This window comes from Sphingobium sp. CCH11-B1 (assembly GCF_001556865.1).
Lineage (GTDB): Bacteria > Pseudomonadota > Alphaproteobacteria > Sphingomonadales > Sphingomonadaceae > Sphingobium.
Genome location: NZ_LSJY01000003.1, coordinates 1 through 25,644, shown reverse-complemented (window position 1 = coordinate 25,644; position 25,644 = coordinate 1). Strand labels below are relative to the sequence as shown.

The 25,644-nt window shown below is 64.9% G+C and carries 21 protein-coding genes and 1 pseudogene; 6 read left to right on the top strand and 16 right to left on the bottom strand.

Features of this window, described 5'->3' with window-relative positions; all coding sequences use genetic code 11:
* Positions 1 to 23 precede the first annotated feature (23 nt).
* Positions 24 to 1,637, top strand: a complete 1,614-nt coding sequence (locus AX724_RS00840) for a carbon-nitrogen hydrolase family protein (protein WP_066762496.1) — start codon at positions 24 to 26, stop codon at positions 1,635 to 1,637.
* Between the two features lie 615 nt (positions 1,638 to 2,252).
* On the opposite strand, the gene glmS is transcribed toward AX724_RS00840, so the two are convergent.
* From glmS to glmU, 3 genes are all read right to left on the bottom strand, one after another.
* The gene (gene glmS, locus AX724_RS00830; protein WP_066762488.1) at positions 2,253 to 4,076 is read right to left on the bottom strand and encodes a glutamine--fructose-6-phosphate transaminase (isomerizing); all 1,824 of its coding nucleotides are present in this window, start codon (positions 4,074 to 4,076) and stop codon (positions 2,253 to 2,255) included.
* Positions 4,077 to 4,192: 116 nt separating this feature from the next.
* Positions 4,193 to 5,056, bottom strand: a complete 864-nt coding sequence (locus AX724_RS00825; RefSeq protein ID WP_066762485.1) for a metallophosphoesterase — start codon at positions 5,054 to 5,056, stop codon at positions 4,193 to 4,195.
* On the bottom strand, positions 5,053 to 6,351 hold the full coding sequence (gene glmU / locus AX724_RS00820) for a bifunctional UDP-N-acetylglucosamine diphosphorylase/glucosamine-1-phosphate N-acetyltransferase GlmU (protein ID WP_231736426.1): 1,299 nt from the start codon (positions 6,349 to 6,351) through the stop codon (positions 5,053 to 5,055). Before glmU ends, AX724_RS00825 begins: the two co-directional genes overlap by 4 nt.
* A 151-nt stretch (positions 6,352 to 6,502) precedes the next feature.
* Here glmU and AX724_RS00815 point away from each other — a divergent pair, with 151 nt between their 5' ends.
* On the top strand, positions 6,503 to 7,168 hold the full coding sequence (locus AX724_RS00815; RefSeq protein ID WP_197421440.1) for an HAD family hydrolase: 666 nt from the start codon (positions 6,503 to 6,505) through the stop codon (positions 7,166 to 7,168).
* A gap of 12 nt (positions 7,169 to 7,180) precedes the next feature.
* Here the strand turns inward: AX724_RS00815 and AX724_RS00810 are convergent, their stop codons facing one another.
* The 9 genes from AX724_RS00810 to AX724_RS00770 form a co-directional block, all read right to left on the bottom strand.
* On the bottom strand, positions 7,181 to 7,375 hold the full coding sequence (locus AX724_RS00810) for a hypothetical protein (protein WP_156447964.1): 195 nt from the start codon (positions 7,373 to 7,375) through the stop codon (positions 7,181 to 7,183).
* A gap of 218 nt (positions 7,376 to 7,593) precedes the next feature.
* Positions 7,594 to 8,994 carry a dihydrolipoyl dehydrogenase gene (lpdA, locus tag AX724_RS00805; protein WP_066762475.1) on the bottom strand — a complete coding sequence of 467 codons (1,401 nt, stop codon included), beginning with the start codon at positions 8,992 to 8,994 and terminating at the stop codon, positions 7,594 to 7,596.
* Positions 8,995 to 9,140: 146 nt separating this feature from the next.
* On the bottom strand, positions 9,141 to 10,337 hold the full coding sequence (gene odhB / locus AX724_RS00800) for a 2-oxoglutarate dehydrogenase complex dihydrolipoyllysine-residue succinyltransferase (RefSeq protein ID WP_066762472.1): 1,197 nt from the start codon (positions 10,335 to 10,337) through the stop codon (positions 9,141 to 9,143).
* 8 nt (positions 10,338 to 10,345) lie between these two features.
* The gene (locus AX724_RS00795) at positions 10,346 to 13,141 is read right to left on the bottom strand and encodes a 2-oxoglutarate dehydrogenase E1 component (protein WP_066762469.1); all 2,796 of its coding nucleotides are present in this window, start codon (positions 13,139 to 13,141) and stop codon (positions 10,346 to 10,348) included.
* 89 nt (positions 13,142 to 13,230) lie between these two features.
* Positions 13,231 to 14,115, bottom strand: coding sequence for a succinate--CoA ligase subunit alpha (sucD, locus tag AX724_RS00790; protein WP_066762468.1), 885 nt, complete (start codon positions 14,113 to 14,115; stop codon positions 13,231 to 13,233).
* A gap of 98 nt (positions 14,116 to 14,213) precedes the next feature.
* On the bottom strand, positions 14,214 to 15,176 hold the full coding sequence (mdh, locus tag AX724_RS00785; protein WP_066762466.1) for a malate dehydrogenase: 963 nt from the start codon (positions 15,174 to 15,176) through the stop codon (positions 14,214 to 14,216).
* Between the two features lie 306 nt (positions 15,177 to 15,482).
* The gene (zapE, locus tag AX724_RS00780) at positions 15,483 to 16,595 is read right to left on the bottom strand and encodes a cell division protein ZapE (RefSeq protein WP_066762464.1); all 1,113 of its coding nucleotides are present in this window, start codon (positions 16,593 to 16,595) and stop codon (positions 15,483 to 15,485) included.
* Positions 16,592 to 17,053: a PaaI family thioesterase gene (locus AX724_RS00775; RefSeq protein WP_082733351.1), complete on the bottom strand. Its 462-nt coding sequence runs from the start codon at positions 17,051 to 17,053 to the stop codon at positions 16,592 to 16,594. Before AX724_RS00775 ends, zapE begins: the two co-directional genes overlap by 4 nt.
* A 1-nt stretch (position 17,054) precedes the next feature.
* Positions 17,055 to 17,843, bottom strand: a complete 789-nt coding sequence (locus AX724_RS00770) for a succinate dehydrogenase iron-sulfur subunit (protein WP_066762461.1) — start codon at positions 17,841 to 17,843, stop codon at positions 17,055 to 17,057.
* A 119-nt stretch (positions 17,844 to 17,962) separates the two neighbouring features.
* Here AX724_RS00770 and AX724_RS00765 point away from each other — a divergent pair, with 119 nt between their 5' ends.
* From AX724_RS00765 to AX724_RS00755, 3 genes are read left to right on the top strand one after another with little or no spacing between them, the layout of a single operon-like run.
* The gene (locus AX724_RS00765) at positions 17,963 to 19,060 is read left to right on the top strand and encodes a glycosyltransferase (RefSeq protein WP_066762458.1); all 1,098 of its coding nucleotides are present in this window, start codon (positions 17,963 to 17,965) and stop codon (positions 19,058 to 19,060) included.
* Positions 19,061 to 19,070: 10 nt separating this feature from the next.
* Positions 19,071 to 20,159, top strand: coding sequence for a CDP-alcohol phosphatidyltransferase family protein (locus AX724_RS00760; RefSeq protein WP_066762455.1), 1,089 nt, complete (start codon positions 19,071 to 19,073; stop codon positions 20,157 to 20,159).
* A complete protein-coding gene (locus tag AX724_RS00755; RefSeq protein ID WP_066762453.1) occupies positions 20,156 to 20,593 on the top strand; it encodes an HIT family protein in 438 nt (145 codons plus the stop codon). The genes AX724_RS00760 and AX724_RS00755 overlap by 4 nt, the downstream gene beginning before the upstream one ends.
* Before the next feature lie 149 nt (positions 20,594 to 20,742).
* On the opposite strand, the gene AX724_RS00750 is transcribed toward AX724_RS00755, so the two are convergent.
* Positions 20,743 to 21,513, bottom strand: a complete 771-nt coding sequence (locus AX724_RS00750) for a phosphocholine cytidylyltransferase family protein (protein ID WP_066762451.1) — start codon at positions 21,511 to 21,513, stop codon at positions 20,743 to 20,745.
* A gap of 121 nt (positions 21,514 to 21,634) precedes the next feature.
* On the opposite strand from AX724_RS00750, the gene AX724_RS00745 reads away from it, so the two are divergent.
* On the top strand, positions 21,635 to 22,939 hold the full coding sequence (locus AX724_RS00745; RefSeq protein ID WP_066762447.1) for a lipopolysaccharide biosynthesis protein: 1,305 nt from the start codon (positions 21,635 to 21,637) through the stop codon (positions 22,937 to 22,939).
* On the opposite strand, the gene AX724_RS00740 is transcribed toward AX724_RS00745, so the two are convergent.
* The 3 genes and pseudogenes from AX724_RS00740 to AX724_RS00730 form a co-directional block, all read right to left on the bottom strand.
* Positions 22,929 to 24,050: an NAD(P)/FAD-dependent oxidoreductase gene (locus AX724_RS00740; RefSeq protein WP_066762444.1), complete on the bottom strand. Its 1,122-nt coding sequence runs from the start codon at positions 24,048 to 24,050 to the stop codon at positions 22,929 to 22,931. The genes AX724_RS00745 and AX724_RS00740 overlap by 11 nt on opposite strands.
* Positions 24,047 to 24,941: pseudogene (locus AX724_RS00735) on the bottom strand (alpha/beta fold hydrolase). Before AX724_RS00735 ends, AX724_RS00740 begins: the two are co-directional and overlap by 4 nt.
* Before the next feature lie 80 nt (positions 24,942 to 25,021).
* Positions 25,022 to 25,644: tyrosine-type recombinase/integrase (locus AX724_RS00730; RefSeq protein ID WP_156447963.1), on the bottom strand; the 623-nt coding region annotated here is incomplete at its 5' end.

The window sequence follows — 25,644 nt, the reverse complement described above, 5'->3', positions numbered from 1 at the left end:
CATCATGCGGCGGGACAAGAATCATGACCACGACGGCCAAGAAGCGCCTGGAAACCCGCGCCGCTGTGCCGGGCGACGCGCGCGGCATCCAGCGGCTGATCGCCCGCGCCTATCCGGGCATGCCCAATTATTCGCTGGCAACGATCCGGGGCCAGATCAACAATTTCCCGGGCGGCTGCTTCGTCGCGCTCTATGACGGCCGCGTCGTCGGCTATTGCGCGACGATGCGGGTCAGCAAGGGCATGGCCTTTTCCTTCCATGACTGGGAGGAAATCACCGCGAACGGCTTTGGCACGCGCCATAGCGCGGCGGGCGAGTGGCTTTACGGCTATGAAATGGCGGTCGATCCCAAGCTGCGGGGCCTGCGCATCGGCCAGCGCCTTTATGACGAGCGCAAGGAACTGGCCGAGGAGCTGGACCTGCACGGCATCGTCATCGCCGGCCGCATGCCCGGTTACGCCCGCGCCAAGCGCCGCGCCGGCAGCCCCGCCGACTATCTGGAGAAGGTGATCCAGGGCAAGTTGCGCGATCAGGTCATCAGCTTCCAGCTCAAGAACCAGTTCGAGCCGCTGGGCGTGCTCGAAAATTATCTGCCCGAAGACAAGCAGTCGGACGGCCATGCCGCCCACCTCGTCTGGCGCAACCCCTATGTCGATCCCGACGAAGCGCCCGAAATGCGCGTGCCGCGGGGGGTGGAAAGCGTCCGCCTCGCCACCTGCCAGCTTCAGGCGCGCGCGGTGCAGGATTTCGACGAATTCATCCGCAACATCGAATATTTCGTCGATGTTGCGGCGGACTATCGCTCCGACTTCATCGTCTTTCCCGAGCTTTTCACCCTCCCCCTGCTTTCCTACGAGCAGAAGAAGCTCTCGCCGGTCGAGGCCATCGACAAGCTCACCGGCTACACCCCGCGCCTCACGAAAGAACTGGGGCGGATGGCGCTGGAATATAATATCAACATCATCGGCGGCTCCCACCCGACGCGCGCCGACGATGGCGACATCCAGAATATCGCCTATGTCGCCCTGCGCGACGGGTCGATCCACACCCAGGAAAAGATCCACCCGACGCCCAACGAAGCCTTCTGGTGGAATATCAAGGGCGGCGACGCGCTGGACGTGATCCAGACCGACTGCGGGCCGATCGGCGTGCTCATCTGCTATGACAGCGAATTTCCCGAACTGGCGCGGCGGCTGGTGGATCAGGGCGCGCGCATCATCTTCGTCCCCTTCTGCACCGACTCGCGCCTCGGCTACATGCGGGTGCGCTATTGCGCGCAGGCCCGCGCGATCGAAAACCAATGCTATGTCGTCATGTCCGGCAATGTCGGCAACCTGCCGAACGTCGACAATATGGACATCCAATATGCCCAGAGCGCCATCCTGACGCCCTGCGACCTCCCCTTCGCGCGCGACGGCATCGCGGCGGAATCGACCGAGAATGTCGAAACGCTCACCATGGCGGACGTGAACCTCGCGGACCTGAGCTGGGCGCGCGCCGAAGGCACCGTCCGCAACCTGCGCGACCGCCGCTTCGACCTGTATCACATCGACTGGGACAGCAACCCCGACCACGGCCATGCGCCGAGCGGCGGCCCGGTGCCGGCGGGCGGGCACAACTCACCGGGCGGCGGGTGAAATATGGGTGGGAAGCGGACCGTTATTTTCGAGTATGCCCTATAAAGGACATCCCGATGATGTTGAATTGTAACGGGGAGAGGCGGAATGAAAAGGTCTTGGTAGACTTAGTCGGTTTCGCGTCGCTGGTACCTATTGCCATGCTTTACAACTGGGTTGAGCGAGAATGGGGCGGGCTATATGCTATGTTGGCGGCTGCGGTGCTGCTCATTCCCGTCAGCGTGGTCTGGCGCTATTATTACTTGCTGATCCGGCGGAACGACCGACAATACGCTGCCTGCGTAAAATGAACCCTGTCCGCAAATGGTCGATCCTCGCCATTCCTTCGCCACGCCGGGCCTGACCCGGCATCCCGCTTTCCTTGCCTCCGCGACGCCAGCCCACGCTGCCTTTCCTATCCGCCGCCGCCATGATCCACCGGAAGCATGTCCTGCTTCCCGACACTCCCGCCCCGCGCGCCATCCTCCAGCCCGCCCAGACAGGAGGGGCGTCGCGAGCGCTTAGGGGACGCGTCAGCGAGGCGTTGGGGAAGCCTCGCGAGCGCGTCGCGGGAGAATCGACGCTTTTGCGTGGCACAACGGTGTGAACTTCGTAAGGACCGGCCGCGTCGTCCCCCTATTCCACCGTCACCGATTTCGCGAGGTTCCTCGGCTGGTCCACGTCCGTGCCCTTGAGCACCGCGACATGATAGGCGAGCAGCTGCACCGGCACCGCATAGACCATCGGCGCAATCAGCGGGTGGACCTTGGGCATGGTGATGGTGGCCATGCACCCCTCGCCCGCCGCCTGCACCCCGTCATAGTCGGAAATCAGCACCACCCTGCCGCCGCGCGCCTGCACTTCCTGCATGTTGCTGACGGTTTTTTCGAACAACGGCCCGCTGGGCGCGATCACGATCACCGGCACCAGTTCGTCGATCAGGGCAATGGGGCCGTGCTTCATCTCGCCCGCGGCATAGCCTTCGGCATGGATATAGCTGATTTCCTTGAGCTTCAATGCCCCTTCCAGCGCCAGCGGATAGTCGGTGCCGCGCCCCAGATAGAGCACGTCGCGCGCCGGCACGATATGGTGCGCCATCGCCTCGATCGCTTCGTCATAGGCGAGCGCGCCGTTGATCGCGGCGGGCGCTTCGGCCAGGTGCCGAACCAGTTCCTTCTCCGCCTTCGCGTCCAGCCGCCCCTTGGCGCGCGCCAGGTTCGCGGCGAAGGCGGCGAGCACGGCCAGCTGGCAGGTGAAGGCCTTTGTCGACGCGACGCCGATCTCCGGCCCCGCATTGGTGGGCAGCAGCAGGTCCGCCTCCCGCGCCATGGTGCTGGTCGGCACGTTGACGACGGCGGCGATCTTCTGCCCTTCCTCGCGCGCATGGCGCAGCGCGGCGAGCGTGTCGGCGGTCTCGCCCGACTGGCTGATGACGATCATCAGCCCGCCATCCTCCATCACCGGCGCGCGGTAGCGGAACTCGCTCGCCACATCGATGTCCACGGGCACCCGGGCGAACTGCTCGAACCAGTATTTGGCCACCATCCCGGCATAATAGCTGGTGCCGCAGGCGACGATGGTGACGCGGCGGATGGCCGACAGGTCGAAGTCCGGGATCGGCAGCGACACGCGGTCGTCCATCCGTTGCAGATAGGCTTTCAGCGTCTGGGCGACGACGACCGGCTGCTCGTAAATCTCCTTCTGCATGAAATGGCGATGATTGCCCTTGTCGATCATCGCGCCGGACACGCCGCTGATCGTCACCGGCCGTTCGACGGGCGCATTGTTCTTGTCGAAAATCTCCGCGCCCTCGGCCGTGATGACGACCCAGTCGCCCTCTTCCAGATAGGCGATGCGCTGGGTGAGCGGCGCGAGCGCCAGCGCGTCCGAGCCCAGGAACGTCTCCCCCTCGCCATAGCCCACCACCAGCGGCGACCCCAGTCGCGCGCCGATCAGCAGGTCGGGATGGCTGCGGAAGGCGATGGCGAGCGCGAAGGCCCCGTGCAGGCGCGGCAGCACGTCGCGCACCGCTTCCATGGGCGACGCGCCCTGCTCGATCCTTTCGCTGACCAGATGGGCGACGACCTCCGTGTCGGTCTGGCTGTCGAAGGTGCGGCCGCGCGCGATCAGTTCCTCGCGCAGCGGCTTGAAATTCTCGATGATGCCATTGTGGACCAGCGCCACTTCGCCGGTCGCGTGGGGATGCGCGTTGCTGGTCGTCGGCGCGCCATGGGTGGCCCAGCGGGTATGGGCGATGCCGGTCGTGCCGGGCAGCGGCGCCTCGCTCAGTTCGCGGACCAGATTGCCGAGCTTTCCTTCCGCACGGCGGCGGTCGATCGTCCCGTCATGCACCGTGGCCACGCCCGCGCTGTCATATCCGCGATATTCGAGGCGCTTGAGCCCGTCCACCAGCCGTCCTGCGACGTCGTCCTTGCCGATGATACCGATGATGCCGCACATGCCGGAATGCCCCGTGGAAGCCGATGGATAGGGATGCGCCCATATAGGGCGGCTTTATCGCCATGCCATTAACGGCCCGCACGCGACAGCGCCATGGCGTGCGCATGAAAAGAATTTCATGCTGGGCGGATGGTGACGATCCAGATATCGGGCGGCGCGAACATGCGGAAAGGCAGCCCGCTGGTGCCCACGCCCGCCGACACGATCATGTGCCTTTGCCCGTCGCGATACTGGCCGCAGGCATAGCGAAGCCCGTAACGGGACGGGATGTAGGTCGCTCCCACGATCGGGAAGGCGATCTGCCCGCAATGGGTATGGCCCACCAACATCAGCGCGGCCATGTCGGGCAGCATCGGGAACAGGTCCGGGCTGTGCGACAACAGGATGGGCACGCCGCCCAGCCGGCGCATCGTCGCCAGCGTTCCGGGCATGTCGGGCTTGCGGGTGTAGATGTCCTTGACGCCCCCGATCACGAGCGGCCCCCGCCGGATCGCGCGGTTCTGCAACAGCACGACGCCGACGCGCGCAAAGGCCTGCTGCCATTCCGACGCCTTGAGCGCCGGCTGGTTCTTGCGGCTGTGCGCGTCGTGATTGCCCAGGACCGCGATGACGCCCAGCGGCGCGCGCAGCCCGGCAAAGGCCGCGATGCTTGCCTGTGCGTCGTACACCGCGGCGCCCTTGTCATCGCCGATATAATCGCCGCCCAGCAGGATGAGGTCGGGCCTGAGCGCATCGATTTGCGCGACGATCCGCGCCATTCGCTCCGGGCTGTTGTCAGGCCCCGAAAGATGCGTGTCCGTCATCAGCGCTATGCGTATCGGACGGCGCGGGGCGTCGGCGGGAAAGGGAAGCGAAATCTCCGCCTGCCGCACCACCGGCATGGCTCGCGCATTGGCCAGCATCCATCCGGCGAAAATCAGGACGGCCAGCATCAGGCCCAGCAAAGCCGTCAGCCATGGGCGTCGACGCGCGAAGCTCATCCCTTTGCGGCGGCCTTCTTCGCTTTCATCCGCTCGCGGAACCGCGCCGCCCAGCCGGGCTTGGTCACCTGCTCGGGCCGCACCAGGCACAATGCGTCCGCTTCGACCGGGCGGGTCACCACGCTGCCCGCCGCCACGATGGCGCCCGCGCCGATGCTGATGGGCGCGACCAGCGCGCTGTTCGACCCGACGAATGCGCCCGCGCCGATTTCGGTGCGATATTTGAGGAAACCGTCATAGTTGCAGGTGATCGTACCCGCCCCGATGTTCGCGCCCGCGCCCACGCTGGCGTCCCCGATATAGGACAGGTGATTGGCCTTCGCCCCCTCCTCCAGCCGTGCTTTCTTGATCTCGACGAAGTTGCCGACCTTGGCCTTCGGGCCGATCTCCGCGCCGGGACGCAGCCGTGCATAGGGGCCGATCTCGGCGCCGCTCTCCACCCGCGCGCCCTCCAGGTGAGAGAAGGCATGGATGGTGACATTGTCCGCCACGCTGACGCCTGGGCCGAACACGACATTGGGCTCCACCGTCACGTCGCGACCCAGCACCGTGTCATGGGCGAAGAAGACCGTATCCGGCGCGATCAGCGTCACGCCCTCGCGCATCGCCTCGGCCCGTCGCCGCGCCTGCCATACCGCCTCGACGCCCGCCAGTTCGATCCGGCTGTTGACGCCCGCGACTTCCCACGCCTCCGTCTCGATCACCGCGCTTTGCCCGCCCGGCAGCATGACGATGTCGGGCAGATAATATTCGCCCGCGGCATTGTCGTTGCCGATCCGGTCGAGCAGGACGAACAGGTCGGTCGACCGCACCGCCATCAGGCCGCTGTTGCACAGCGTCACGGCGCGCTCGGCCTCGCTCGCATCCTTATATTCCACCATCTTCTCGATGATGCCCTGCCCGTCGGCGACGATGCGGCCATAGGCGGCGGGGTCCGCGGGCCGGAAACCCAGCACCACGGCGCGCGGCTCGTCGCCCCGGTTCAGCCGGTCGATCATCGCGCGCATGGTTTCGGGGCGCACCAGCGGCACGTCGCCATACAGGATCAGCACGTCGCCCGCGAAGCCCGCCAGCGCGTCATGCGCCTGTGCGACGGCATGGCCGGTGCCCAGTTGCTGCGCCTGCACCGCCACTGCGACGCCGGCGCCCGCCACCGCCTGCTCCACCTGTTCCCGTCCGGCGCCCACGACCACGACCTGCCGTTCCGGCTGCAACTCGCTCGCGCTCGCCAGCAGGTGCAACAGCATGGGCCGCCCGGCGACGGGGTGCAGCACCTTGTGCAGCGACGATTTCATCCGCGTGCCCTGCCCCGCGGCAAGGATGATGACGGCGATCGGGCGGGATAGGGTCACGGGCGATGGGTCCTCATGCGACGCAGGTCTCTGTCGCGCGCTCTCTGCCATGTTTGCCTTGCCTTTGCCACCATGCACGCGGCATTGCGGGCGCATGAGCAACATCCCCTTCGACATCGTCGGCTTCGACCTCGACGGCACCCTGATCGACACCAGCGGCGATCTTGCCGCGGCGGTGAATTATGCCATCGGCACCATCGGCCGTCCCCCTTTCCCGGTTGCGTCGATCCACCCTTTCGTCGGCAAGGGCGCGAAAGTGATGCTGCAACGGGCGCTCGACGCATCGGGCGGCCATGATGCGGCGTTGCTGGAGGATCTGCTGCCGATCCTGCTCGACTATTATGAGCAGAATCTCGCCATCCACTCCGTCCCCTATCCGGGGCTGATCGACGCCATGGACGCGCTCACCGCGCACGGCGTGAAGCTTGCCATCTGCACCAACAAGGCGGAGCGGTTCACCATCCCGCTGATGCGTCAGCTTGGCCTGTCGGATCGGTTCGCCAGCATCGTGGGCGGCGACACGGTGGGCGTCGCCAAGCCCGACCCCGCGCCCATTCGCGCCATGATCGATCGGGCAGGCGGCGGACGGACGATCTTCATCGGCGATACGATCAACGACATTGCGGGCGCGCGCAACGCCGGCATCGCCAACGTCGCGGTCAGCTTCGGCTTCCTCGACGGCCCGGTCGAAAATCTGGAGGCGGACGCCGTGATCCACCATTTCGACCAATTGGTGCCGACGCTGGAAAACTGGGGCTGAACCGCCCGGCGATCAGCGGATGCCGACGGCAGCGTCGGCCCAGATCAGCGCGATGACCACGACCACCGCCGCGCCCGCCATCATACGCCAGACCGGCCGCGCGGCCATCCGGCTCGCCAGCTCCATGCCGCCGCCCGCCATCGCCAGCAGCAGCGCGGCGACCACGAAATCCTCCAGACCCCAATTGACCTCTGCGGTGAATGGCATGGCCACTGCTGGCAACAGGAGCAGCCCGACCAGGCCGGTCCACATCCATCGACGCCAGGCGGCATTCGCCCCTTGAACAACTGAAGATTGCATCGCGCCGAACCTCCCCGTCCTTCGACTGTGCCATGGATGCGGGAGCGGCTCAATCTCCTCCACCCACATAAAAAGGCCCCCGCATCGCGGAGGCCTCTTGGTTTCACGCTTGGCTGGCGAATGGATCACATATGGATCGGCTTGCCCGTCACGGCCATGGCCGCTTCCTTGATCGCCTCACTATGGGTCGGGTGCGCATGACAGGTGTAGGCGATGTCCTCGCTCGATGCGCCGAACTCCATGGCCTGCGCCGCCTGCGCGATCATCGTGCCGGCGACGGTGGCGATGATCCACACGCCCAGCACCTTGTCGGTTTCGGCGTCCGCGATGATCTTCACGAAACCATCGGGCTCATGATTGGTCTTGGCGCGGCTGTTCGCCAGCATCGGGAATTTGCCGACCTTTATCGCGCCCTTTTCCTTGGCCGCTTCCTCGGTCAGGCCCACGCCAGCGATTTCAGGCTTGGTGTACACCACGCTCGGGATCACGTCATGGTTCACGATCCCGGTCAGGCCCGCGATATTCTCCGCAACCGCAATGCCTTCATCCTCCGCCTTGTGCGCCAGCATCGGGCCGGGCACGACGTCGCCGATCGCCCAGACGCCCGGAACCTTGGTCGCGAAGTCATGATCGATCTCGATCTGACCGCGCTGGTTCACCGCCAGCCCGATCTTGTCGAGGCCGAGGCCTTCGGTGTTCGGACGGCGCCCGATCGACACCAGCACGACATCGGCCTCGATCGTCTCCGCCTCGCCGCCGGCAGCCGGTTCGACGGTCAGCTTGACGCCTTCGCCGACGACTTCCGCGCTCGTGACCTTGGTGCCGAGCTTATATTCGAAGCCCTGCTTCTTGAAGATCTTGTTGGCTTCCTTGCGGACTTCGCCGTCCATGCCGGGCAGGATCTGGTCGAGATATTCGATCACGGTGACCTTCGCGCCCAGACGCTTCCAGACGCTGCCCAGCTCAAGCCCGATCACGCCGCCGCCCACGACGACGAGATGGCCCGGCACCTTGTCCAGCTCCAGCGCGCCGGTCGAATCGACGATCTTGCCGCCTGCATTGTCGACCGCGACGCCCGGCAATGGCGTGACCGACGACCCGGTGGCTATGACGATGTTCTTCGCCGTCACCTTCTCACCGCCGACTTCGACCGTGTTCGCGCCGGTGAAGCTGGCGAGGCCCTTCAGCCAAGTCACCTTGTTCTTCTTGAACAGGAATTCGATGCCACCGGTCAGGCCCTTCACCGCGTCGATGCGCTGGCCTTGCATGGTGTCGAGGTCGAGGCTCATCGCATCGATCTTGACGCCCAGCTTGGCGAGCGCGCCATTGGCGGCCTCGTCATACAGCTCCGACGCGTGCAGCATCGCCTTCGACGGGATGCAGCCCACATTGAGGCAGGTGCCGCCCAGCGTCTCGCGGCTTTCGGCGCAGGCCGTCTTCAAGCCCAGCTGCGCCGCACGGATCGCCGCGACATAACCACCAGGGCCGGCGCCGATCACAAGGACGTCATAGTCGAAGTCTGCCATACCAATCTCCGTTCGCCCTTGAAGCGAGCCGCGTGTCTCGCTTCAACCTGTCGTAGGGCATTACTTCTTCTTTCGTCCTTCTAGAACAGAAAGAACGGGGCTTCGACAGGCTCAGCCCGAACGGATATATATGTTGACGACGCTCTTTACAGGTCGATCAGCAGCCGCGTCGGATCCTCGATCGCGTTCTTGACCGCAACCAGGAAGGTCACCGCCTCGCGGCCGTCGATCAGGCGATGGTCGTAGCTGAGCGCCAGATACATCATCGGGCGCACCACGACCTGTCCGTCGCGCACGACCGGGCGATCCTCGATGCGGTGAAGGCCCAGCACAGCCGACTGCGGCGGGTTGATGATCGGGGTGGACATCAGCGATCCGAACACGCCGCCGTTGGAGATGGTGAAGGTGCCGCCCTTCATGTCCTCCATCGTCAGCTTGCCTTCCTTGGCCTTCTTGCCGAAGTCGCCGATCGTCTTCTCGATGGTGGCGACGCTCATGCTTTCGGCATTGCGGATGACCGGAACGACCAGGCCGGTCGGAGCCGACACGGCAACCGAGATGTCGGCAAAGTCGTTATAGACGATCTCGTCGCCCTCGATCTGCGCGTTGACGCCCGGAATGTCCTTGAGCGCCATGCACACGGCCTTGGTGAAGAAGCCCATGAAGCCCAGGCGAACGCCATGCTTCTTCTCGAACAGGTCCTTATACTTTGCCCGAGCCTCGATGACGGCGGTCATGTCGACATCGTTGAAGGTCGTCAGGAGCGCGGCGTTGTTCTGCGCTTCCTTCAGGCGCTTGGCGACCGTCTGGCGCAGGCGCGTCATCTTGACGCGCTCCTGCTTGCGCGACGGGCCAGCGGCGGGTGCATCGGCGGCAGGCGCGGCGGCGGGAGCCGAAGCGGCGGCGGCCCTGGCGGTGCCGGCGGCGGCGGCGGCCATGACGTCATCCTTGGTCAGGCGGCCATCCTTGCCCGTACCCTTGATCTTGCTCGGATCAAGGCCATGCTCCAGCACCAGGCGGCGGACCGCCGGCGACAAGGTCAGGCTGCCGCCATCCGGAGCAACGGCGGGGGCTGCGGCCGGAGCCGGCGAGGCCCCTGCGGACGCACCTTCGTTGACATAGCCGAGCAGCGCGCCGACCTCGACGGTGTCGCCTTCCTTGGCAATGATGTCGCCCATCGTACCGGCGGCGGGCGCGGGCACGTCGACCGCGACCTTGTCGGTTTCAAGGCTGACGATCGGCTCATCGGCCTTCACGGCCTCGCCCGGCTTCTTCAGCCACTGGCCGACGGTCGCTTCGGTAACGGATTCGCCCAGCGTGGGGACTTTGACTTCGGTGGCCATGAGCTGTCTCAGCCTTTCTTCTGGCGACGGATTTCGGTGCGGACGCTGTGACCCAGCGCATCGGCGACGAGCGCGCCCTGTTCGGACACATGACGCGAAGCCAGGCCCGTGGCGGGCGAAGCGGACGCCTTGCGGCCGGCATAGCGGGCGCGCATCGGGGCCTTGCCGGCCTTGGCCAGCGCTTCCTCGATATAAGGTTCCACGAAGAACCAGGCGCCATTGTTGCGCGGCTCCTCCTGGCACCACACGACCTCCTCCAGGGCGGTCATGCGGGCGAGGCGCGTGGCGAGCGCTTCGGTGGCGAAGGGATAGATCTGCTCGACGCGGACGATCTGGACATTCGTGTCACCCGCCGCGTCGCGTGCGTCGGACAGGTCGTAGAAGACCTTGCCTGAACAGAGCACCAGCCGCTTCGTCTCCGCGTCCGCCGCACCGTTGGGGTCGGACAGGAGGCGCTTGAATTGCGTTTCGCCCAGGAAATCCTCGGCCTTGCTGACCGCGCCCTTGTGCCGCAGCAGCGACTTGGGGGCCATGATGATCAGCGGCTTGCGGAACGGGCGCAGCATCTGCCGGCGCAATGCGTGGAAGTAATTGGCCGGGGTCGTGATGTTCGCGACCTGGATATTCCCTTCCGCGCAAAGCTGGAGGTACCGCTCCAGCCGCGCGGAGCTATGCTCGGGCCCCTGCCCTTCATAGCCGTGCGGCAGCAGACAGACGAGGCCGTTGGAACGGAGCCACTTCGTCTCCGAAGACGCGATATATTGGTCGAAGATGATCTGTGCGCCGTTGGCGAAGTCGCCGAACTGCGCTTCCCAGATGACCAGGCTCTTCGGGTCTGCCAGCGCAAAGCCATATTCGAAGCCCAGCACGCCATATTCGGACAAGGGCGAATCCAGCACCTCGAACCGACCATGCGGCACGGTGGCCAGGGGGATATATTTGTTTTCCGTGTCCTGATCGGTCCAGACCGCGTGACGCTGGCTGAACGTGCCGCGCCCCGAATCCTGGCCAGACAGGCGTACGCCATAGCCTTCCGACAGCAGCGATCCGAAGGCCAGGGCCTCGCCGGTCGCCCAGTCGAAATTCTCGCCGGTCTTGAACATCTCCGCCTTGGCGTCGAGCACGCGCTTCAACGTCTTGTGGACGTTGAGGCCTTCCGGCACCGTCGTCAGCGTCTTGCCCAGGCTGTCGAACAGCTTGTTGCTGATCGCGGATTCGACGCTCTGCCGCGCGGTTTCGGCGTCGGCAGGCTTGTGCAGCCCCGACCAGCGGCCGGCGAACCAGTCAGCCTTGTTGGCCTTGTAGCTCTTGGCCGCCTCGAACTCTTCTTCCAGATGCGCGACAAAACCGTCGGTCTGCTGGCCAACGAACGCATCGTCGATGACGCCTTCAGCTTTCAGGCGCGCGGCATAGACGTCGCTCACCGGCGGATGCTGCCGGATTTCCTTGTACATCAGCGGCTGGGTGAAGCCCGGCTCGTCGCCTTCATTATGACCGAAGCGGCGATAGCACCACATGTCGATCACCACGTCGCGATGGAAGGTCTGGCGATATTCCATCGCCAGCTTGCACGCGAAAGTCACCGCTTCGGGATCGTCGCCATTGACGTGCAGGATCGGCGCCTGCACACCCTTCGCCACGTCGCTGGGATAAGGCGATCCGCGCGAGAATTGCGGGCTGGTGGTAAAGCCGATCTGGTTGTTGACGATGAAGTGGACGCAGCCGCCGGTATTGTAGCCGGGGACGCCGGAAAAGCCGAAGCATTCCCACACGATGCCCTGGCCCGCGAACGCCGCGTCGCCGTGGATCAGCACCGGGAGCACCTGTTCATGCTTGCCCAGGTCGTCGCGGAAGGTTTGCTGCGCGCGCACCTTGCCCAACACGACCGGGTCGACGGTTTCGAGGTGGGAAGGGTTGGGAACCAGCGACATGTGGACCTTGACCCCGTCGAACTCGCGGTCGGTCGATGTGCCGAGGTGATATTTGACGTCACCCGATCCGCCCACATCTTCCGGGTTGGCGGTGCCGCCCGAAAATTCGTGGAAGATCACGCGGAAGCCCTTGGCCATCACGTTCGCCAGCACGTTGAGGCGGCCGCGATGCGCCATGCCGAACACGATCTCGCGCACGCCCGACTGGCCGCCATATTTGATGACCGCTTCGAGCGCGGGGATCATGGATTCGCCGCCGTCGAGACCAAAGCGCTTGGTGCCGACATATTTGCGGCCCAGGAACTTTTCATACTGCTCGGCCTGGATGACCTTGGCCATGATCGCCTTCTTGCCCTCGGGCGTGAAGATGATCTCCTTGTCCTTGCCTTCCAGCCGGTCCTGGAGGAAGCGGCGCTCCTCCACGTCGGCAATATGCATATATTCCAGGCCGACATTGCCGCAATAATTGGCGCGCAGGATCGAAACGATCTCCGCCACGGTCGCATATTGCAGGCCAAGCGTGCCGCCGAGATAGATCTTCTTCGCCGGGTCGGTGAGGCCATGATATTCCGGCGTCAGGTCGGCGGGAAGCTCCCGCTTGGTCAGGCCCAGCGGGTCGAGATTGGCGGCGAGGTGCCCGCGCACCCGATAGGTCCGGATCAACATCTGCGCGCGGATCGCGTCATCGGCGGCGGCGACCGCATCGGCGTCGGACACGGCCTTGCCCGCGCTCTTGGCGGCGGTCTTCACCGCGACCTGCATCTGCGTGGGATCAAGCGCGCCGGTCAGATCGTCCGTGTCGTTGAGCGGCCAATTGTCGCGCGCCCAGCTGGGGCCGCGCTCGATCTCGAATTCCTGGTTCTCGTAACCCATTGTCTGTCCCATCCCAGCCGCGTGCAGTCGCGGAAGCGGGAGAATAGCGGCCGGGGTGCAGCCCGGCCGCTCTATATGTAGGAGTTATCTTACCCCTTCAAGACCTCGACCAGGGTCGAACCCAGTTCGGACGGGCTGGCGGCGACCTTGATGCCGGCGGCTTCCATCGCCGCGATCTTGCTTTCGGCGTCGCCCTTGCCGCCCGACACGATCGCGCCGGCATGGCCCATGCGACGGCCCGGAGGGGCAGTACGGCCCGCGATAAAGCCGGCCATCGGCTTCTTGCGGCCCTTCTTCGCCTCGTCGATAAGGAACTGCGCCGCCTGCTCTTCCGCGTCGCCGCCGATCTCGCCGATCATGATGATCGATTCGGTCGCGTCGTCGGCCAGGAACAATTCCAGCACGTCGATGAAGTTGGTGCCGTTCACCGGATCGCCGCCGATGCCGACGGCCGTGGTCTGGCCAAGGCCCGCGTTGCTGGTCTGGAACACCGCTTCATAGGTCAGCGTGCCCGAGCGCGACACGACGCCGACCGATCCCTTGGAGAAGATCGAACCGGGCATGATGCCGATCTTGCATTCATTGGGGGTCAGGACGCCGGGGCAGTTCGGACCGATCAGGCGCGACTTCGAACCCGACAGCGCGCGCTTCACCCGCACCATGTCCAGCACCGGAATGCCTTCGGTGATGCAGACGATCAGCGGGATTTCCGCGTCGATCGCTTCCAGGATCGAATCGGCCGCGAACGGCGGCGGCACATAGATGACCGATGCGTCGGCGCCGGTCTTGCTCTTGGCCTCGGCCACCGTGTCGAACATGGGCAGGCCGATATGGGTCGTGCCGCCCTTGCCGGGCGTCACGCCGCCGACCATCTGGGTGCCGTATGCCAGCGCCTGTTCGGTGTGGAAGGTGCCGGTCGCGCCGGTCATACCCTGGGTAATGACCTTAGTGTTCTTGTTCACCAGAATGGACATGCAGTGTCCCTTTGCTTCTGTGGAAGTGGCACTTGCTCGAAAGGCGCCACGCCTCAGGCTGCGCACTTACCTGACGCGTAACGGTGCAGGATGGAAAATCAGGCGAGCGAGCTGTCGATGCCCTTGCACGCCACCAGCAATTCCTTGACCGCGTCGACGGAGACCTGAAGGTTGGCCTTCGCCTCGTCGTCCAGCTTGATCTCGACGATCTGTTCCACGCCGTCCTTGCCGATGATGACCGGCACGCCGACATAGAGACCATCAAGGCCATATTTGCCCTCGACGAACGCCGCGCAGGGCAGCAGGCGCTTCTGGTCGTAGAGATAGGCTTCCGCCATGGCGATGCCGCTGGTGGCGGGGGCGTAATAGGCCGATCCGGTTTTCAGCAGGCCGACGATCTCGCCGCCGCCCGAACGGGTGCGCGCCACGATGGCGTCGATGCGCTCCTTGGTGGAGCGGCCCTGTTCGATCAGGTCGGGGACAGGGATGCCCGAGACGGTCGAATATTGCACCACCGGCACCATCGTATCGCCATGACCGCCCAGCACGAACGTGTTCACGTCCTTCACCGACACGTCGAATTCTTCGGCGATGAAGTGGCTGAAGCGCGCCGAGTCCAGCACGCCGGCCATGCCGACCACCTTGTTGTGCGGCAGGCCCGAAAATTCACGCAGCGCCCACACCATCGCGTCCAGCGGGTTGGTGATGCAGATGACGAAGGCGTCGGGCGCGTTCGCCTTGATGCCCTCGCCCACGGCCTTCATGACCTTGAGGTTGATGCCCAGCAGGTCGTCGCGGCTCATGCCCGGCTTGCGGGCGACGCCGGCGGTGACGATGATGACGTCCGCGCCCGCGATGTCGGCATAGTCGTTGGAGCCGGTGATCTTCGCGTCGAAACCTTCGACCGGACCGCACTGGCTGAGGTCGAGCGCCTTGCCCTGCGGCACGCCCTCCACCACGTCGAACAGGACGATGTCGCCCAAGCCCTTGAGCGCCGCCAGGTGCGCCAATGTGCCGCCGATGTTGCCAGCGCCGATCAGCGCGATCTTCTTACGGGCCATATGCGTGTCATCCTCCAAGCCATGACTATTGGATGGAGGCTCGCCTACGCCCATCGGGCGGGGGTTTCAACCTTGGAAATCCGCCATATGCAAATTATCTTTGCAATTAGTTCGCAATTGCATTAAAGCTCTGGCACAGCCTGTCGCTCGCCGGCTCCTACCCTGGCCGCGAGCCTTCCCTACAGAGCTACCCTGCCGGGCGCGCAGCTCCTCGGGCGCGCCCGGCCCCTTTTGCGGGCGGAACATTTCACTGAAATGAATGGATCGGCGGGTCGCGCCGGTCAGACCAAGACGGTCGGTCAGCCGCTATTTCGGGCCGTGACCCAGAGCCAGATAGTCGTCCGACTGCATTTCCATCAGGCGCGACACGGTGCGCTCGAACTCGAACGATCCGTCGCCGGTCGGATATAGCTGCGCGGGCGATGCGTCGGCGGCGGCGAGCAGTTTCACCTTATATTCGTAGAGCGAGTCGATCAGCGTCACGAACCGCGCCGCCTCGTTGCGCTTCTCCGGCCCCAGCACGGGTATGCCGACGATGATGACCGTGTGATATTTGCGCGCGACCGCCAGATAGTCCGGCGCGCCGCGCGCTTCTTCGCACAGGCGCTTGAAGGAGAAGACGGCCACGCCTTTCAGGCTCTTGGGCACGTGCAGCGTGCGCCCGCCCTGCACCGGGATGTCCTCGGCCGGCACTTTCGCCCGGTCCTCGACCGAAAAGTCTGTAAGGCGGAAGAAGGAGTCCGACAGCGCCTTGGTCGCCTCCGCCCCGTTGGGACAGTGCCACAGCTGCGCGTCGCCCAGCCGGTCGCGCCGATAATCTGTCGGGCCGTTGAGGCTGAGCACGTCCAGCTTCGCCTTGATGAGGTCGATGAACGGCAGGAAGAGCTGGCGGTTGAGCCCGTCCTTGTAGAGATCATCGGGTACGCGGTTGGACGTGGTGACGATCGTCACCCGTTTTTCCAACAGGCCGGTGAACAGCCGCGACATGATCGCCGCGTCGGCCATATTGTTCACCACCATCTCGTCGAAGCAGAGCAGCCGCGCCTCTTCGGCCAGCGACTCCACGACGGGCGGGATGGGATCGCCGCTCTCGCTCTTGCGCGCCTGCGCGAGCCGGGCGTGGACGTCGAGCATGAACTCATGGAAATGCGCGCGCGTCTTGCGCTTCACTTGAACGCAGTCGAAGAACAGGTCCATCAGCATGGATTTGCCGCGTCCGACCCCGCCCCACATATAGAGGCCGCGCGGCGGCTCGGGCGCCTTGCGGAGCAGCTTCCACAGCGTCGATCCGCGCGCCGGCGTCGCTTCCAGTTCCTGCTGTAGCCGGTGCAGCCGCTCGGCTGCCTTCCGCTGGTCCGGATCGGGCCGCAATTCGCCGCCCTCCACCAGCGCATCGTAGCGAGACAGAAGGCCGGTCACCTTGCCGTCGACGCCTTCCGCAGCGTAGCGGTCGAAGCCGCTACCGGTTCACCATCCTGGGTCATCAGCATGCGCAGGAACATCAGCCGCCCGGTTTCGCGCAACAACTCGACCTCCGCGACCAGGTCCGGGCCGACCGTGCCCACGCCCAGATACTGCATGGAAAGGTCCAGCGTCACGCCGTTGACCTGCGCCTTATGCCCCATGATCCAGACGCCGCCGAAATAGGCATGGTCGGCAAAACCGGCCAGGAACCCGCCATGAAGCATGTCCAGCCGGTTGCGGTGGCTGGGGCGGGTCTCCACCGCGACCAGCGCCTTGCCCGGCCCGATCGCGCGCATGTAGCCGCAACCGATGGCCTGCAGAAATGTGTCGGGATGCGGGTCGGACCATGCGGCCCAGCCCGCCCATTTCCCTTCGCTCAGCAGCTTGCCGCCGGCAACACCATCACGCGCCAACTTACAGCTGCCGCTCGACCATCATCTTCTTGGTCTCGGCGATCGCCTTGGCGGGGCTGAGACCCTTGGGGCACACATTCGCGCAGTTCATGATGGTGTGGCAGCGATAGAGACGGAAGGGATCCTCCAGCTCGTCGAGCCGCTCGCCGGTATATTCGTCGCGGCTGTCCGCCAGCCAGCGATAGGCCTGAAGCAGGATCGCCGGTCCCAGGAACTTGTCGCTGTTCCACCAATAGCTTGGGCAGCTGGTGGAGCAGCAAGCGCACAGGATGCACTCGTAAAGGCCATCCAGCTTCTCGCGGTCGGCCGGCGACTGGAGCCGTTCCTTGCCGCTGGGCGCGGGGCTGACGGTTTGCAGCCACGGCTTGATCGAGTTGTATTGCGCATAAAAATGCGTGAAGTCGGGCACCAGATCCTTGATCACGTCCATGTGCGGCAATGGGGTGATCTGCACCTGCTTGCCGCCGCATTCGTCGATCGCGGTGGTGCAGGCCAGGCCGTTCTTGCCATTCATGTTCATCGAGCAGGAGCCGCAAATGCCCTCCCGGCAGGACCGGCGGAAGGTCAGCGTCGGATCATATTCGTTCTTGATCTTCAGCAACGCATCCAGAACCATCGGGCCGCAATTGTCGAGGTCGACCTCGAACGTGTCGTAGCGCGGATTCTCGCCCGAGTCGGGATCGTAGCGATAGACCTTGAAGCTGCGGACATTCGTCGCGCCTTCCGGTGCCTTGTGAGTCACCCCTTTGCCTGAGATCTTGCTGTTCTTCGGCAACGCGAATTCGGCCATGACACTTCCTTTCGCGGCGGGCGATAGCCAATTGCGAGGCTCAGCAAAAGGCCAAATTGTCATGATCGCCCAAAGCTTGCCCGCTTGAATGAGAAAAGCCCTTATCATAGGGGGCGCACATGGCTCGAATCGCTCTTGTCACCTACGAACTGAACCAGGGGGGTACCAATCGCGTGCTGTGCCACCTGGCAAACGGATTTGCCGAACAGGGGCACCGAGTCGATGTGTTGTACTGCACCACGGCACGCTCGCAATTCGACCTGGACGCCACGCTGCGGAAAGACGTCAATCGGCTGGCCTTCGGCGATATGGACGCCAAGAGCCGGGCCTTTGCGCAGCTCATGATGTTCGGGTCCTATTGCCGATGGCTTCGGCGCGAACAGCCCGACATCGTGCTGGCGACGGGCAACAATATCAGCTGGTTCACAGCGCTGGGCGTTCTCACCACGCGCGCGGCCAAGCGCTACTATATCAAGACCACCAATCCCATCATCCGTGAACGGGACAACCCGTTCATCACCTGGATACGGCGGCGCGTCTATACCTATATATTCCGCCGGGCGGCAGGCGTGCTGACCCTGAGCGAGGCCGAAACGCGCCTGCTGCAAAGCCAATTTCCGCTGGCGGCGGAGAAATTCGGCATGGTCTACAATGCCTATCTGACCAGCCAGTTCGAAACGCGCGAGGCGCCTCCGCGCCAGAAGGCGGATCGGCCGATTACGATCCTGGGCGTAGGACGGCTGGTGGAGCAGAAGCGTTTCGACCGGCTGTTGCGGGCCTTCGCAGCGATGCGGTCGACCAACGCGCGGCTCCGTATCGCGGGCGAGGGCAAAGATCGCGAGACCCTGACCGCGCTCGCCACCGAGCTGGGTATAGCGGACCGGGTGGAGTTGATGGGTTACACGCCCGATGTCCCCGCCGTCATGGCGGATGCTGACTTGCTGGTTCTGTCCTCTGACTATGAAGGCCTGCCCGCGGTGGTGGTGGAGGCACTGGCGTCCAATCTGCCGGTCATCAGCACGGACTGCTTCGCCAACGCGCGCGATCTGCTGGAGGGGCTGCCCGGATGCGCGGTGGTGGACAAGACCGACGACGCGCTGGCCAAGGCCCTCGACGAGTGGATGGCCGCGCCGCCCTGGGGCGCGGAGTTGAAGCCCCACGCCATGCTCTATTCCACTCTCTCCGCCACCCGCAGCCACTTGGCGGCGATGGCCTGAAAGCGTTTCCATGTCGACCATAGCCCTGCGCCTGATTGGCGAGAATGATACGCCGATCTGGGGCATGTCCAACGCCGAACGCAACCGGCGCATGGCAGAAAGCGCGGGGAAGAATGGCAGCACGCCCGCGCCGGGGCACGAACTGGTCTTCAACCTGGCCTATGCCTTCGACCCGCTGCTGCTGCGCCTAGCGCTGGAAACGCCCGGCACGCTCTTCGCCTGGGCCGGCGAACCCGTAGTCGGCCAAGTGGCGCAGGGCAGCGATCCGCTCAGCGCGCCGCATGTCGTCGACCTGTCGGACGGCCGCAAGCTCTACAACCGGCAGCTTCGCAAGCTGGAGCAGCCCATGGTGCGCGAACTGACCCCCGGCACCCGGCGGGAGATCGAACGGCGCAGCTATTTCGGCGCTTACAAGGGCGTCACCGACCTGCTCACCAAATATCTCTGGCCCGAACTGGCGCTGATCCTGACACGCATCGCCGCGCAGTTGCGGATGACGCCCAACATGGTGTCGGTGATCGGGGTGACATTGTGCGTGCTGGCGACCTTCCTGTTCGCCAAGGGCATGTACTGGACCGGCTTCCTGTCGGGCTTCATCTTCATGGTGCTCGACACGGTGGACGGAAAGCTCGCCCGCTGCACCATCACCTCGTCCAAATGGGGGAATGTGATCGACCATGGCGTCGATCTCGTCCACCCGCCCTTCTGGTGGTATTTCTGGGGGACGGGGCTGGCCTATTGGGGCCTGCAACTGTCCGACAGCACCTTCACCTTCATCATGGCGGCGGTGATTGCGGGCTATATTCTCCAGCGCCTGATCGAAGGAATGTTCCTCAAGGACTTCGGCATGGACATCCATGTCTGGCGGCCCTTCGACAGCTGGTTCCGCCTCATCACCGCGCGGCGCAATCCCAATATGGTGATCCTGTTCGTCGCGCTCCTGTTCGGACGGCCGGATATCGGCCTTGTCGTCCTTGCCTGGTGGACCATCTTTTCGCTTGTCGTCCACGCCGTGCGGCTGGCCCAGGCCTATGCGGCGCAGCGGTCGGGCCGACCCATCGTCAGCTGGATGGACGAAGCGGAAGGAGCGACCGCATGAACGCCACGATCGAGAAATTCGGCTATCCAGCGACGCTGGTGGCGACGTTCGATCATTGGCTGGTGCTGCTGCGCCCGGCCCAGCCGACGCTCGGATCGCTGGTCCTTGCCGCCAGAAGTGACGCAACCGCCTTCAGCGCGCTTCCTGCGGAAGCCCATGCCGAACTGAAGGAGGTGAGTGCCGCCATCGAAAGCGCCCTTTCCCGCGCGGTCGATTATGCCAAGATCAATTATCTGATGCTGATGATGGTCGACCCGCACGTTCATTTCCACGTCATCCCCCGTTATGAGGGTGAGCGAAGCGCGGTCGGCCTTTCCGTCGCCGACGCAGGATGGCCGGGTCAGCCCGACCTTGCGCGGGCGGTCAAGCTGGACAGCGATGTGGACAGCCTGCGCGAATGGCTCAAGCCCTTCTTCGCACAGCCGCCCTGCTGAAGGACTGCGCTGTCCCACAGGACCACGCACCGCTATGATGGCGTCCGCGGTCCTCCCGCTTATGGGCGGCAGCGCGCAAGTTTATGTCGCGAATAGGAAAGAAAACGCGAATTCCTGCGGGAAATATGCGAAGTTAAGGCCGGATTTTCCTATTTGGCGTAGCGGCCTTCTTCCACCCATTTCGCGGTCAGCGCCATGGCGGCGTCGACGTCCTGCGGAAAATCGACCTCCTGCCATTCCAGCCCCTCGATCGACGCCGTCCCGACCCGGTTGCCTTTGGCGATGATGTCGATGGCGCGCAGATACCATCGCTCCACGCCCTCGGGCGTACGCATCATCTGGTCGATCTGGTTGCGGAAAATCGCCGGCCCTTCCCCGGTGAAGGCCAGCATGCCGATCGATTCTGCATTGGTGTCGGGCGGCAGCAGCCGCTTGCCGATGGCGCGCAGCCGCCCGTCGGCGTCCCTGCTGACCTTCATGTCGTCGTCGTCATAATCGCCATTGGGCTTCACATCGACGGTCACGGTAATGGCGTCCTGCGCGCCCGCGATCAGCGTCGCGACGATCTCGTCCGAAACGATCGTGTCGCCGTTCAGGATGATGAAGTCCCGGTCCATTTCCTCCCGCACGATCCAGCAGGTGCCAAGATTGTCGGCCACCTGGAAGAAGGGGTTGAAGACGGTGCGGATGCGCGCGCCGGTGTCGCGATAGAGTTGCAGCGCATGGTCCTCCACCCGTTCGGTGCGGAAACCGGTGACCACGACGATGTCGGTGACGCCGTTCGCCACCAGCGCCGCGACCTGCCAGCTCACAAGGCTGCGGCCGTTGAAATCGATCATGCATTTGGGCACGTCGCGCGTCAGCGGCAACAGGCGCGAACCCTGTCCCGCCGACAGGATAATGGCTTTGGTGATGCTCATGGCCCGGGCCTTAGCGCGGGATTGAGCCGAAAAAAAGGCGGCTTCAAGTCGGCCCCCGCAATCGCTAGAGAGGGTCACGCCGGGCATCCGGCCGCCACAGGAAAGGCCATCCGTCATCACCATGTTCAAGCAAGGAACGGGCGCGACTGGCGATGGGTTCGCGCGCATCCTGGCCAATACCGGCTGGCTGCTGGGGGGCAAGGGCGTGGGCGGGGTGCTGAGCCTCGTCTATCTCGCCATCGTCACCCGGACGCTCGGCGTCGCCGATTTCGGCCGCTTCGCGCTGGTGCTGAGCGCCGCCACGGTCATCAAGACGCTGGTGTCCTTCGACAGCTGGCAGATCGTCGTGCGCTACGGCCAGCGGCACTTGTCGGTGGGCGACGGCGACGCGCTCAACCGCGTGCTGCGCTTCTGCGTGCTTGTCGATCTCGCCTCGGCGGCGGCCGGCGGCCTGATCGCAGGGATCATCCTGTTCTTCTTCGACGATCTGCTGGGCCTCGGTCCCGGCATGGGCTGGCAGGTCTGGCTGTTCTGCATGGTGATGCTGGTCACCATCCGGTCCAGCCCGACAGGCGTGTTGCGATTGTTCGACCGCTTCGATTCGGCGGCGCTCGCTGAAACCATGATCCCGGTAGGCCGCATGATCGGCGCGGTCCCGGCCTGGCTGCTGATGCCCAATATCACTGGCTATCTGATTGCCTGGGGCATGGCGGAAGTGCTGTGCGCCGCGGCCTACTGGTATCTGGCGATCAAGGTCGGACAGGACCGGATCGGCCGCTGGGGCGCGGGCCGGGCGCTCGACGCGAAGCGCGAGAACCCCGGCATCATCGGCTTCCTCACCGCCACCAACCTCCAGACCAGCCTGACCTCGGTCGGCCAGCAGGTCGCGGTGCTGATCGTCGGCGGCTTCGTCGGTCCGGCGGGCGCGGGCCTCTATCGGCTCGCCAACCAGCTCGCCAATTCCCTGACCAAGATATCCAGCCTGCTGTCGCGCAGCATCTTCGTGGAACTGGCGCGCACCAGCGATCAGGGTAAGGAAGCTCTGGGCGACCTGTTCCACCGTACCAACCGGCTGGCGCTCGTGGCGGGCGTCGTCATCATCGGCCTTATCGTGACGATAGGCAGGCCGCTCCTGGGGCTGATCGCCGGGCCGGAATTCGTGCCCGCCTATCCGCTGCTCCTGATGCTGGGGGTGGCCGCCTGCATCGAGCTGATCGGGGTCAGCTACCGCCCGCTGCTGATGGCGACGGATCGCGCCGGCCTGTCGTTGCGCATCACCTTCGTCGCAACGCTCCTCTTGCTGGGGCTTCAGGCGCTCCTGCTGCCGCTTTACGGCACCAATGGCGCGGCGATGGCGAACATCGTCTCCTCGCTTGCCAGCTTTGCGATGATGGGCCTTGCCAGCCGCCGGGCGTTCAGGGACTGACGCGCGATCGGCGGAAGCGGGCTGGCGCGTAGCGCTGGGGATCGACGCCGCACAGCGTGTCCGGCATGGCATCGCCCCGGATGAGTGCCGCGCCCAGCAGCGCCGCGGCCGGCGCGGTCTGAATGCCGAACCCGCCCTGTCCCGCGAACCAGAAGAAGCCGGGCATGTCCGCGTCGAAGCCATAGACAGGCGCGCGGTCCGGCGCGAAACTGCGCAGCCCCGCCCATTTGCGCTCCACCGCCGCAACGCGCCAATCGACCGCCTCCTCGAACCGGGCGATGGCCCGCGCGACGTCCAGTTCCTCGGGTGCGGCATCGCAGGGCGGCGAAGGCACCTCGTCATGGGGGGTCAGCCACACGCGGCCCGGCCCTTCCGGCTTGAAGTAGAAGCCCGATCCCAGGTCCATGAGGAGCGGCAGGTCAGGCGAGGGCATATCCGGCACGCGCAGTTGCACGACCGTCCGGCGCAGGGGCGTAATGCCAACGGGATCAACGCCGCACGCACCCGCCACCGCGTCCGCCCACGCGCCCGCCGCATTGACCAGCAACCGGCAGGATAACGGGCCCTGGCGCGTCTCGCCCCGCCAGCCATCCCCGACCCGCTCTGCCGCAAGGACTGGACAGTCGAGTCGCAACGTCCCGCCCAGGCGACGGAATTTCCGCAGATAGGCCTGATGCAGCGCGGCGACGTCAATGTCGCGGCAGCTCGCCTCCAGCACTCCCAGCGTCCATTCCGGGCGCAATCCGGGCACCAGCGACGCCGGATCGACCCGCGCCAGTTCAACCTTCCCGGCGAAGTCGGACAGCAGCGCGTCCCGCAACGCCTCGTCCCCCGCCCGGCCAATATGCAGCGTGCCGCGCGGCGACAGGAAAGGGCGATCGTGGAAATCCGGATCGGGCCTCGCAAGCCACGGTCCCGACGCGGTGGTCAGCGGCTGCACCGCCGGACCGCCGTAGCTTTCCTCCCAAAAGGCGACGGAGCGGCCGGTCGCGTGATAGCCGGCCTGATCCTCCATCTCCAGGATGACGACTTCCGCATGGCCCGCCAGTTCCGCGCCCAGGCTGGCGCCCGCGATGCCGCCGCCCACGATCACGATGTCAGTCTGAATCAACGCGCCGTCTCGTCCAGAAAAGCGTCGATCCTGCCCAGCGCGTCCAGCCGGACCGGATCGGATTCGCGCAGGATCTCATGCGCTGCTTCCCGCCCATAGACATGCAGCCGTGCGCCCGCAATGCGCCCGGCCGCCCGCCGGATCGCGGGCGTCGACACCAGCCTGTCCTCCCGCGCGGCCAGGATCAGCAACGGTGTGGCGATCCGCGCGATCGCATCTCCTTCCACAAGACTGCGGGTCGAACGCAGCGCCTCCAGCACCCAGGTCCAGCTGGGCGATCCCAGGGCGATGTCGCGGCTGTGATCGCGCCACCATATCTCGTCGGCGTAGCGATCGGGATCGTGGGTCAACCGCTTTTGCCGGATGCGGTTCAGCCGGTCCGTCCCTTCCTTCTGCGTCCAGGCCTGTCGCTTCCCAAGGCCAAGGCGCACCATGGTCCAGGCGATCGCGACCGCCAGCCAGCGCGGCAGCCGCGCGCTGTGCACCCCCAGCATCGGCGCGACGGCGACAGCGGCATCGGGCGACGCCATCCCCTCCGCCAGAGCGCGCAGCAGCATGTGACCGCCCATGCTGTGCCCCAGCATGACAAGCGGCCCTTCCCCTTCCGCGCGCCAGTCGGCCGCCAGTGCCATGAGATCACCAATCCACACGGCGAAATCGTCGATATGCCCGCACAGGGGATCATCGGTCAGCCGGCCCGACCCGCCCTGCCCGCGCCAGTCGAAGCTGGTCACTGCCCAGCCCCGGCTCGCCCAATGGTGGATGACCTCAAGATATTTTTCGATCATGTCGCCGCGGCCAGCCGTCAGGCGCTGACCAGTAATCCAGCCGACCGCCGGCCGGCCAGGCCCGCCGGTCGATCGGCACGGAAGGGACATCGAACGAATCCATCGATCATGGTTACGGTTTGGTAAAAAATAGCAACGAATTTCTGCCGAAAAGCGAGCCTGTTTGAAAGGGTTTGAATGACCTCACTCTGTTCTCTCCCATTTCAGCATGGCGGATTTGCCGAGCTTCTTTTGCGATCTCTTGCGCGCATAATACTCGACCATCTGGAGGGACTGCCCGCTGATCGCCGCCGTTTCCGCAACGCTGCACTCCGCCTCCAGCAAGGCATTGACCGCGTTCTTGCGGAGGCCATGGGGCACAACCTTGAACCCATGCGCCGAGCAGACAGCCTGAATTGCGAGGCGCATCTTGTTCGTCTTTCCCTCGCCGGGCCTGCCTGGGATGATGGTCGCGAGGCTACGCGGATGCTTGGCCAGTTCCTTCGCTAGTTCGGCATGTATCGGTATCTCCAGCAGCTTGCCGGTCTTTTGCTGCGTGACGTGGATCGTGTCTCCATGAATATCGCGCCACTGCATCGCCGCCACGTCCCCTATGCGTTGGGCCGTATAGTAGAGCAGGTGCACGGTCAGCCGGGCATAATCGTCCGCCGCCTCAAGTCCCAGCTTGAGTGCCGAATCTGGCCACGGTTCATGCTCGCCGGTTTGCATTTCATCAATCTCGAAGAACGGGTCGTTGGTAACATGCCCCCGCTGTCCCCCGTCAGCACCAATGGCACAGATTTGAGGTTGTGATTTAAGGAGGGTTG

What these genes read in the sequence shown, in the direction of transcription:
- AX724_RS00840 (WP_066762496.1), top strand. Translation starts at nt 24, where the DNA reads ATGACCACGACGGCCAAGAAGCGCCTGGAAACCCGCGCCGCTGTGCCG.
- glmS (WP_066762488.1), bottom strand. Translation starts at nt 4,076, where the DNA reads ATGTGCGGCATCATCGGTATCATCGGCAAGGACGACGTCGCAGGACGG.
- AX724_RS00825 (WP_066762485.1), bottom strand. Translation starts at nt 5,056, where the DNA reads ATGAGCTTCGCGCGTCGACGCCCATGGCTGACGGCTTTGCTGGGCCTG.
- glmU (WP_231736426.1), bottom strand. Translation starts at nt 6,351, where the DNA reads ATGAAATCGTCGCTGCACAAGGTGCTGCACCCCGTCGCCGGGCGGCCC.
- AX724_RS00815 (WP_197421440.1), top strand. Translation starts at nt 6,503, where the DNA reads ATGAGCAACATCCCCTTCGACATCGTCGGCTTCGACCTCGACGGCACC.
- AX724_RS00810 (WP_156447964.1), bottom strand. Translation starts at nt 7,375, where the DNA reads ATGCCATTCACCGCAGAGGTCAATTGGGGTCTGGAGGATTTCGTGGTC.
- lpdA (WP_066762475.1), bottom strand. Translation starts at nt 8,994, where the DNA reads ATGGCAGACTTCGACTATGACGTCCTTGTGATCGGCGCCGGCCCTGGT.
- odhB (WP_066762472.1), bottom strand. Translation starts at nt 10,337, where the DNA reads ATGGCCACCGAAGTCAAAGTCCCCACGCTGGGCGAATCCGTTACCGAA.
- AX724_RS00795 (WP_066762469.1), bottom strand. Translation starts at nt 13,141, where the DNA reads ATGGGTTACGAGAACCAGGAATTCGAGATCGAGCGCGGCCCCAGCTGG.
- sucD (WP_066762468.1), bottom strand. Translation starts at nt 14,115, where the DNA reads ATGTCCATTCTGGTGAACAAGAACACTAAGGTCATTACCCAGGGTATG.
- mdh (WP_066762466.1), bottom strand. Translation starts at nt 15,176, where the DNA reads ATGGCCCGTAAGAAGATCGCGCTGATCGGCGCTGGCAACATCGGCGGC.
- AX724_RS00770 (WP_066762461.1), bottom strand. Translation starts at nt 17,843, where the DNA reads ATGGCCGAATTCGCGTTGCCGAAGAACAGCAAGATCTCAGGCAAAGGG.
- AX724_RS00765 (WP_066762458.1), top strand. Translation starts at nt 17,963, where the DNA reads ATGGCTCGAATCGCTCTTGTCACCTACGAACTGAACCAGGGGGGTACC.
- AX724_RS00760 (WP_066762455.1), top strand. Translation starts at nt 19,071, where the DNA reads ATGTCGACCATAGCCCTGCGCCTGATTGGCGAGAATGATACGCCGATC.
- AX724_RS00755 (WP_066762453.1), top strand. Translation starts at nt 20,156, where the DNA reads ATGAACGCCACGATCGAGAAATTCGGCTATCCAGCGACGCTGGTGGCG.
- AX724_RS00750 (WP_066762451.1), bottom strand. Translation starts at nt 21,513, where the DNA reads ATGAGCATCACCAAAGCCATTATCCTGTCGGCGGGACAGGGTTCGCGC.
- AX724_RS00745 (WP_066762447.1), top strand. Translation starts at nt 21,635, where the DNA reads ATGTTCAAGCAAGGAACGGGCGCGACTGGCGATGGGTTCGCGCGCATC.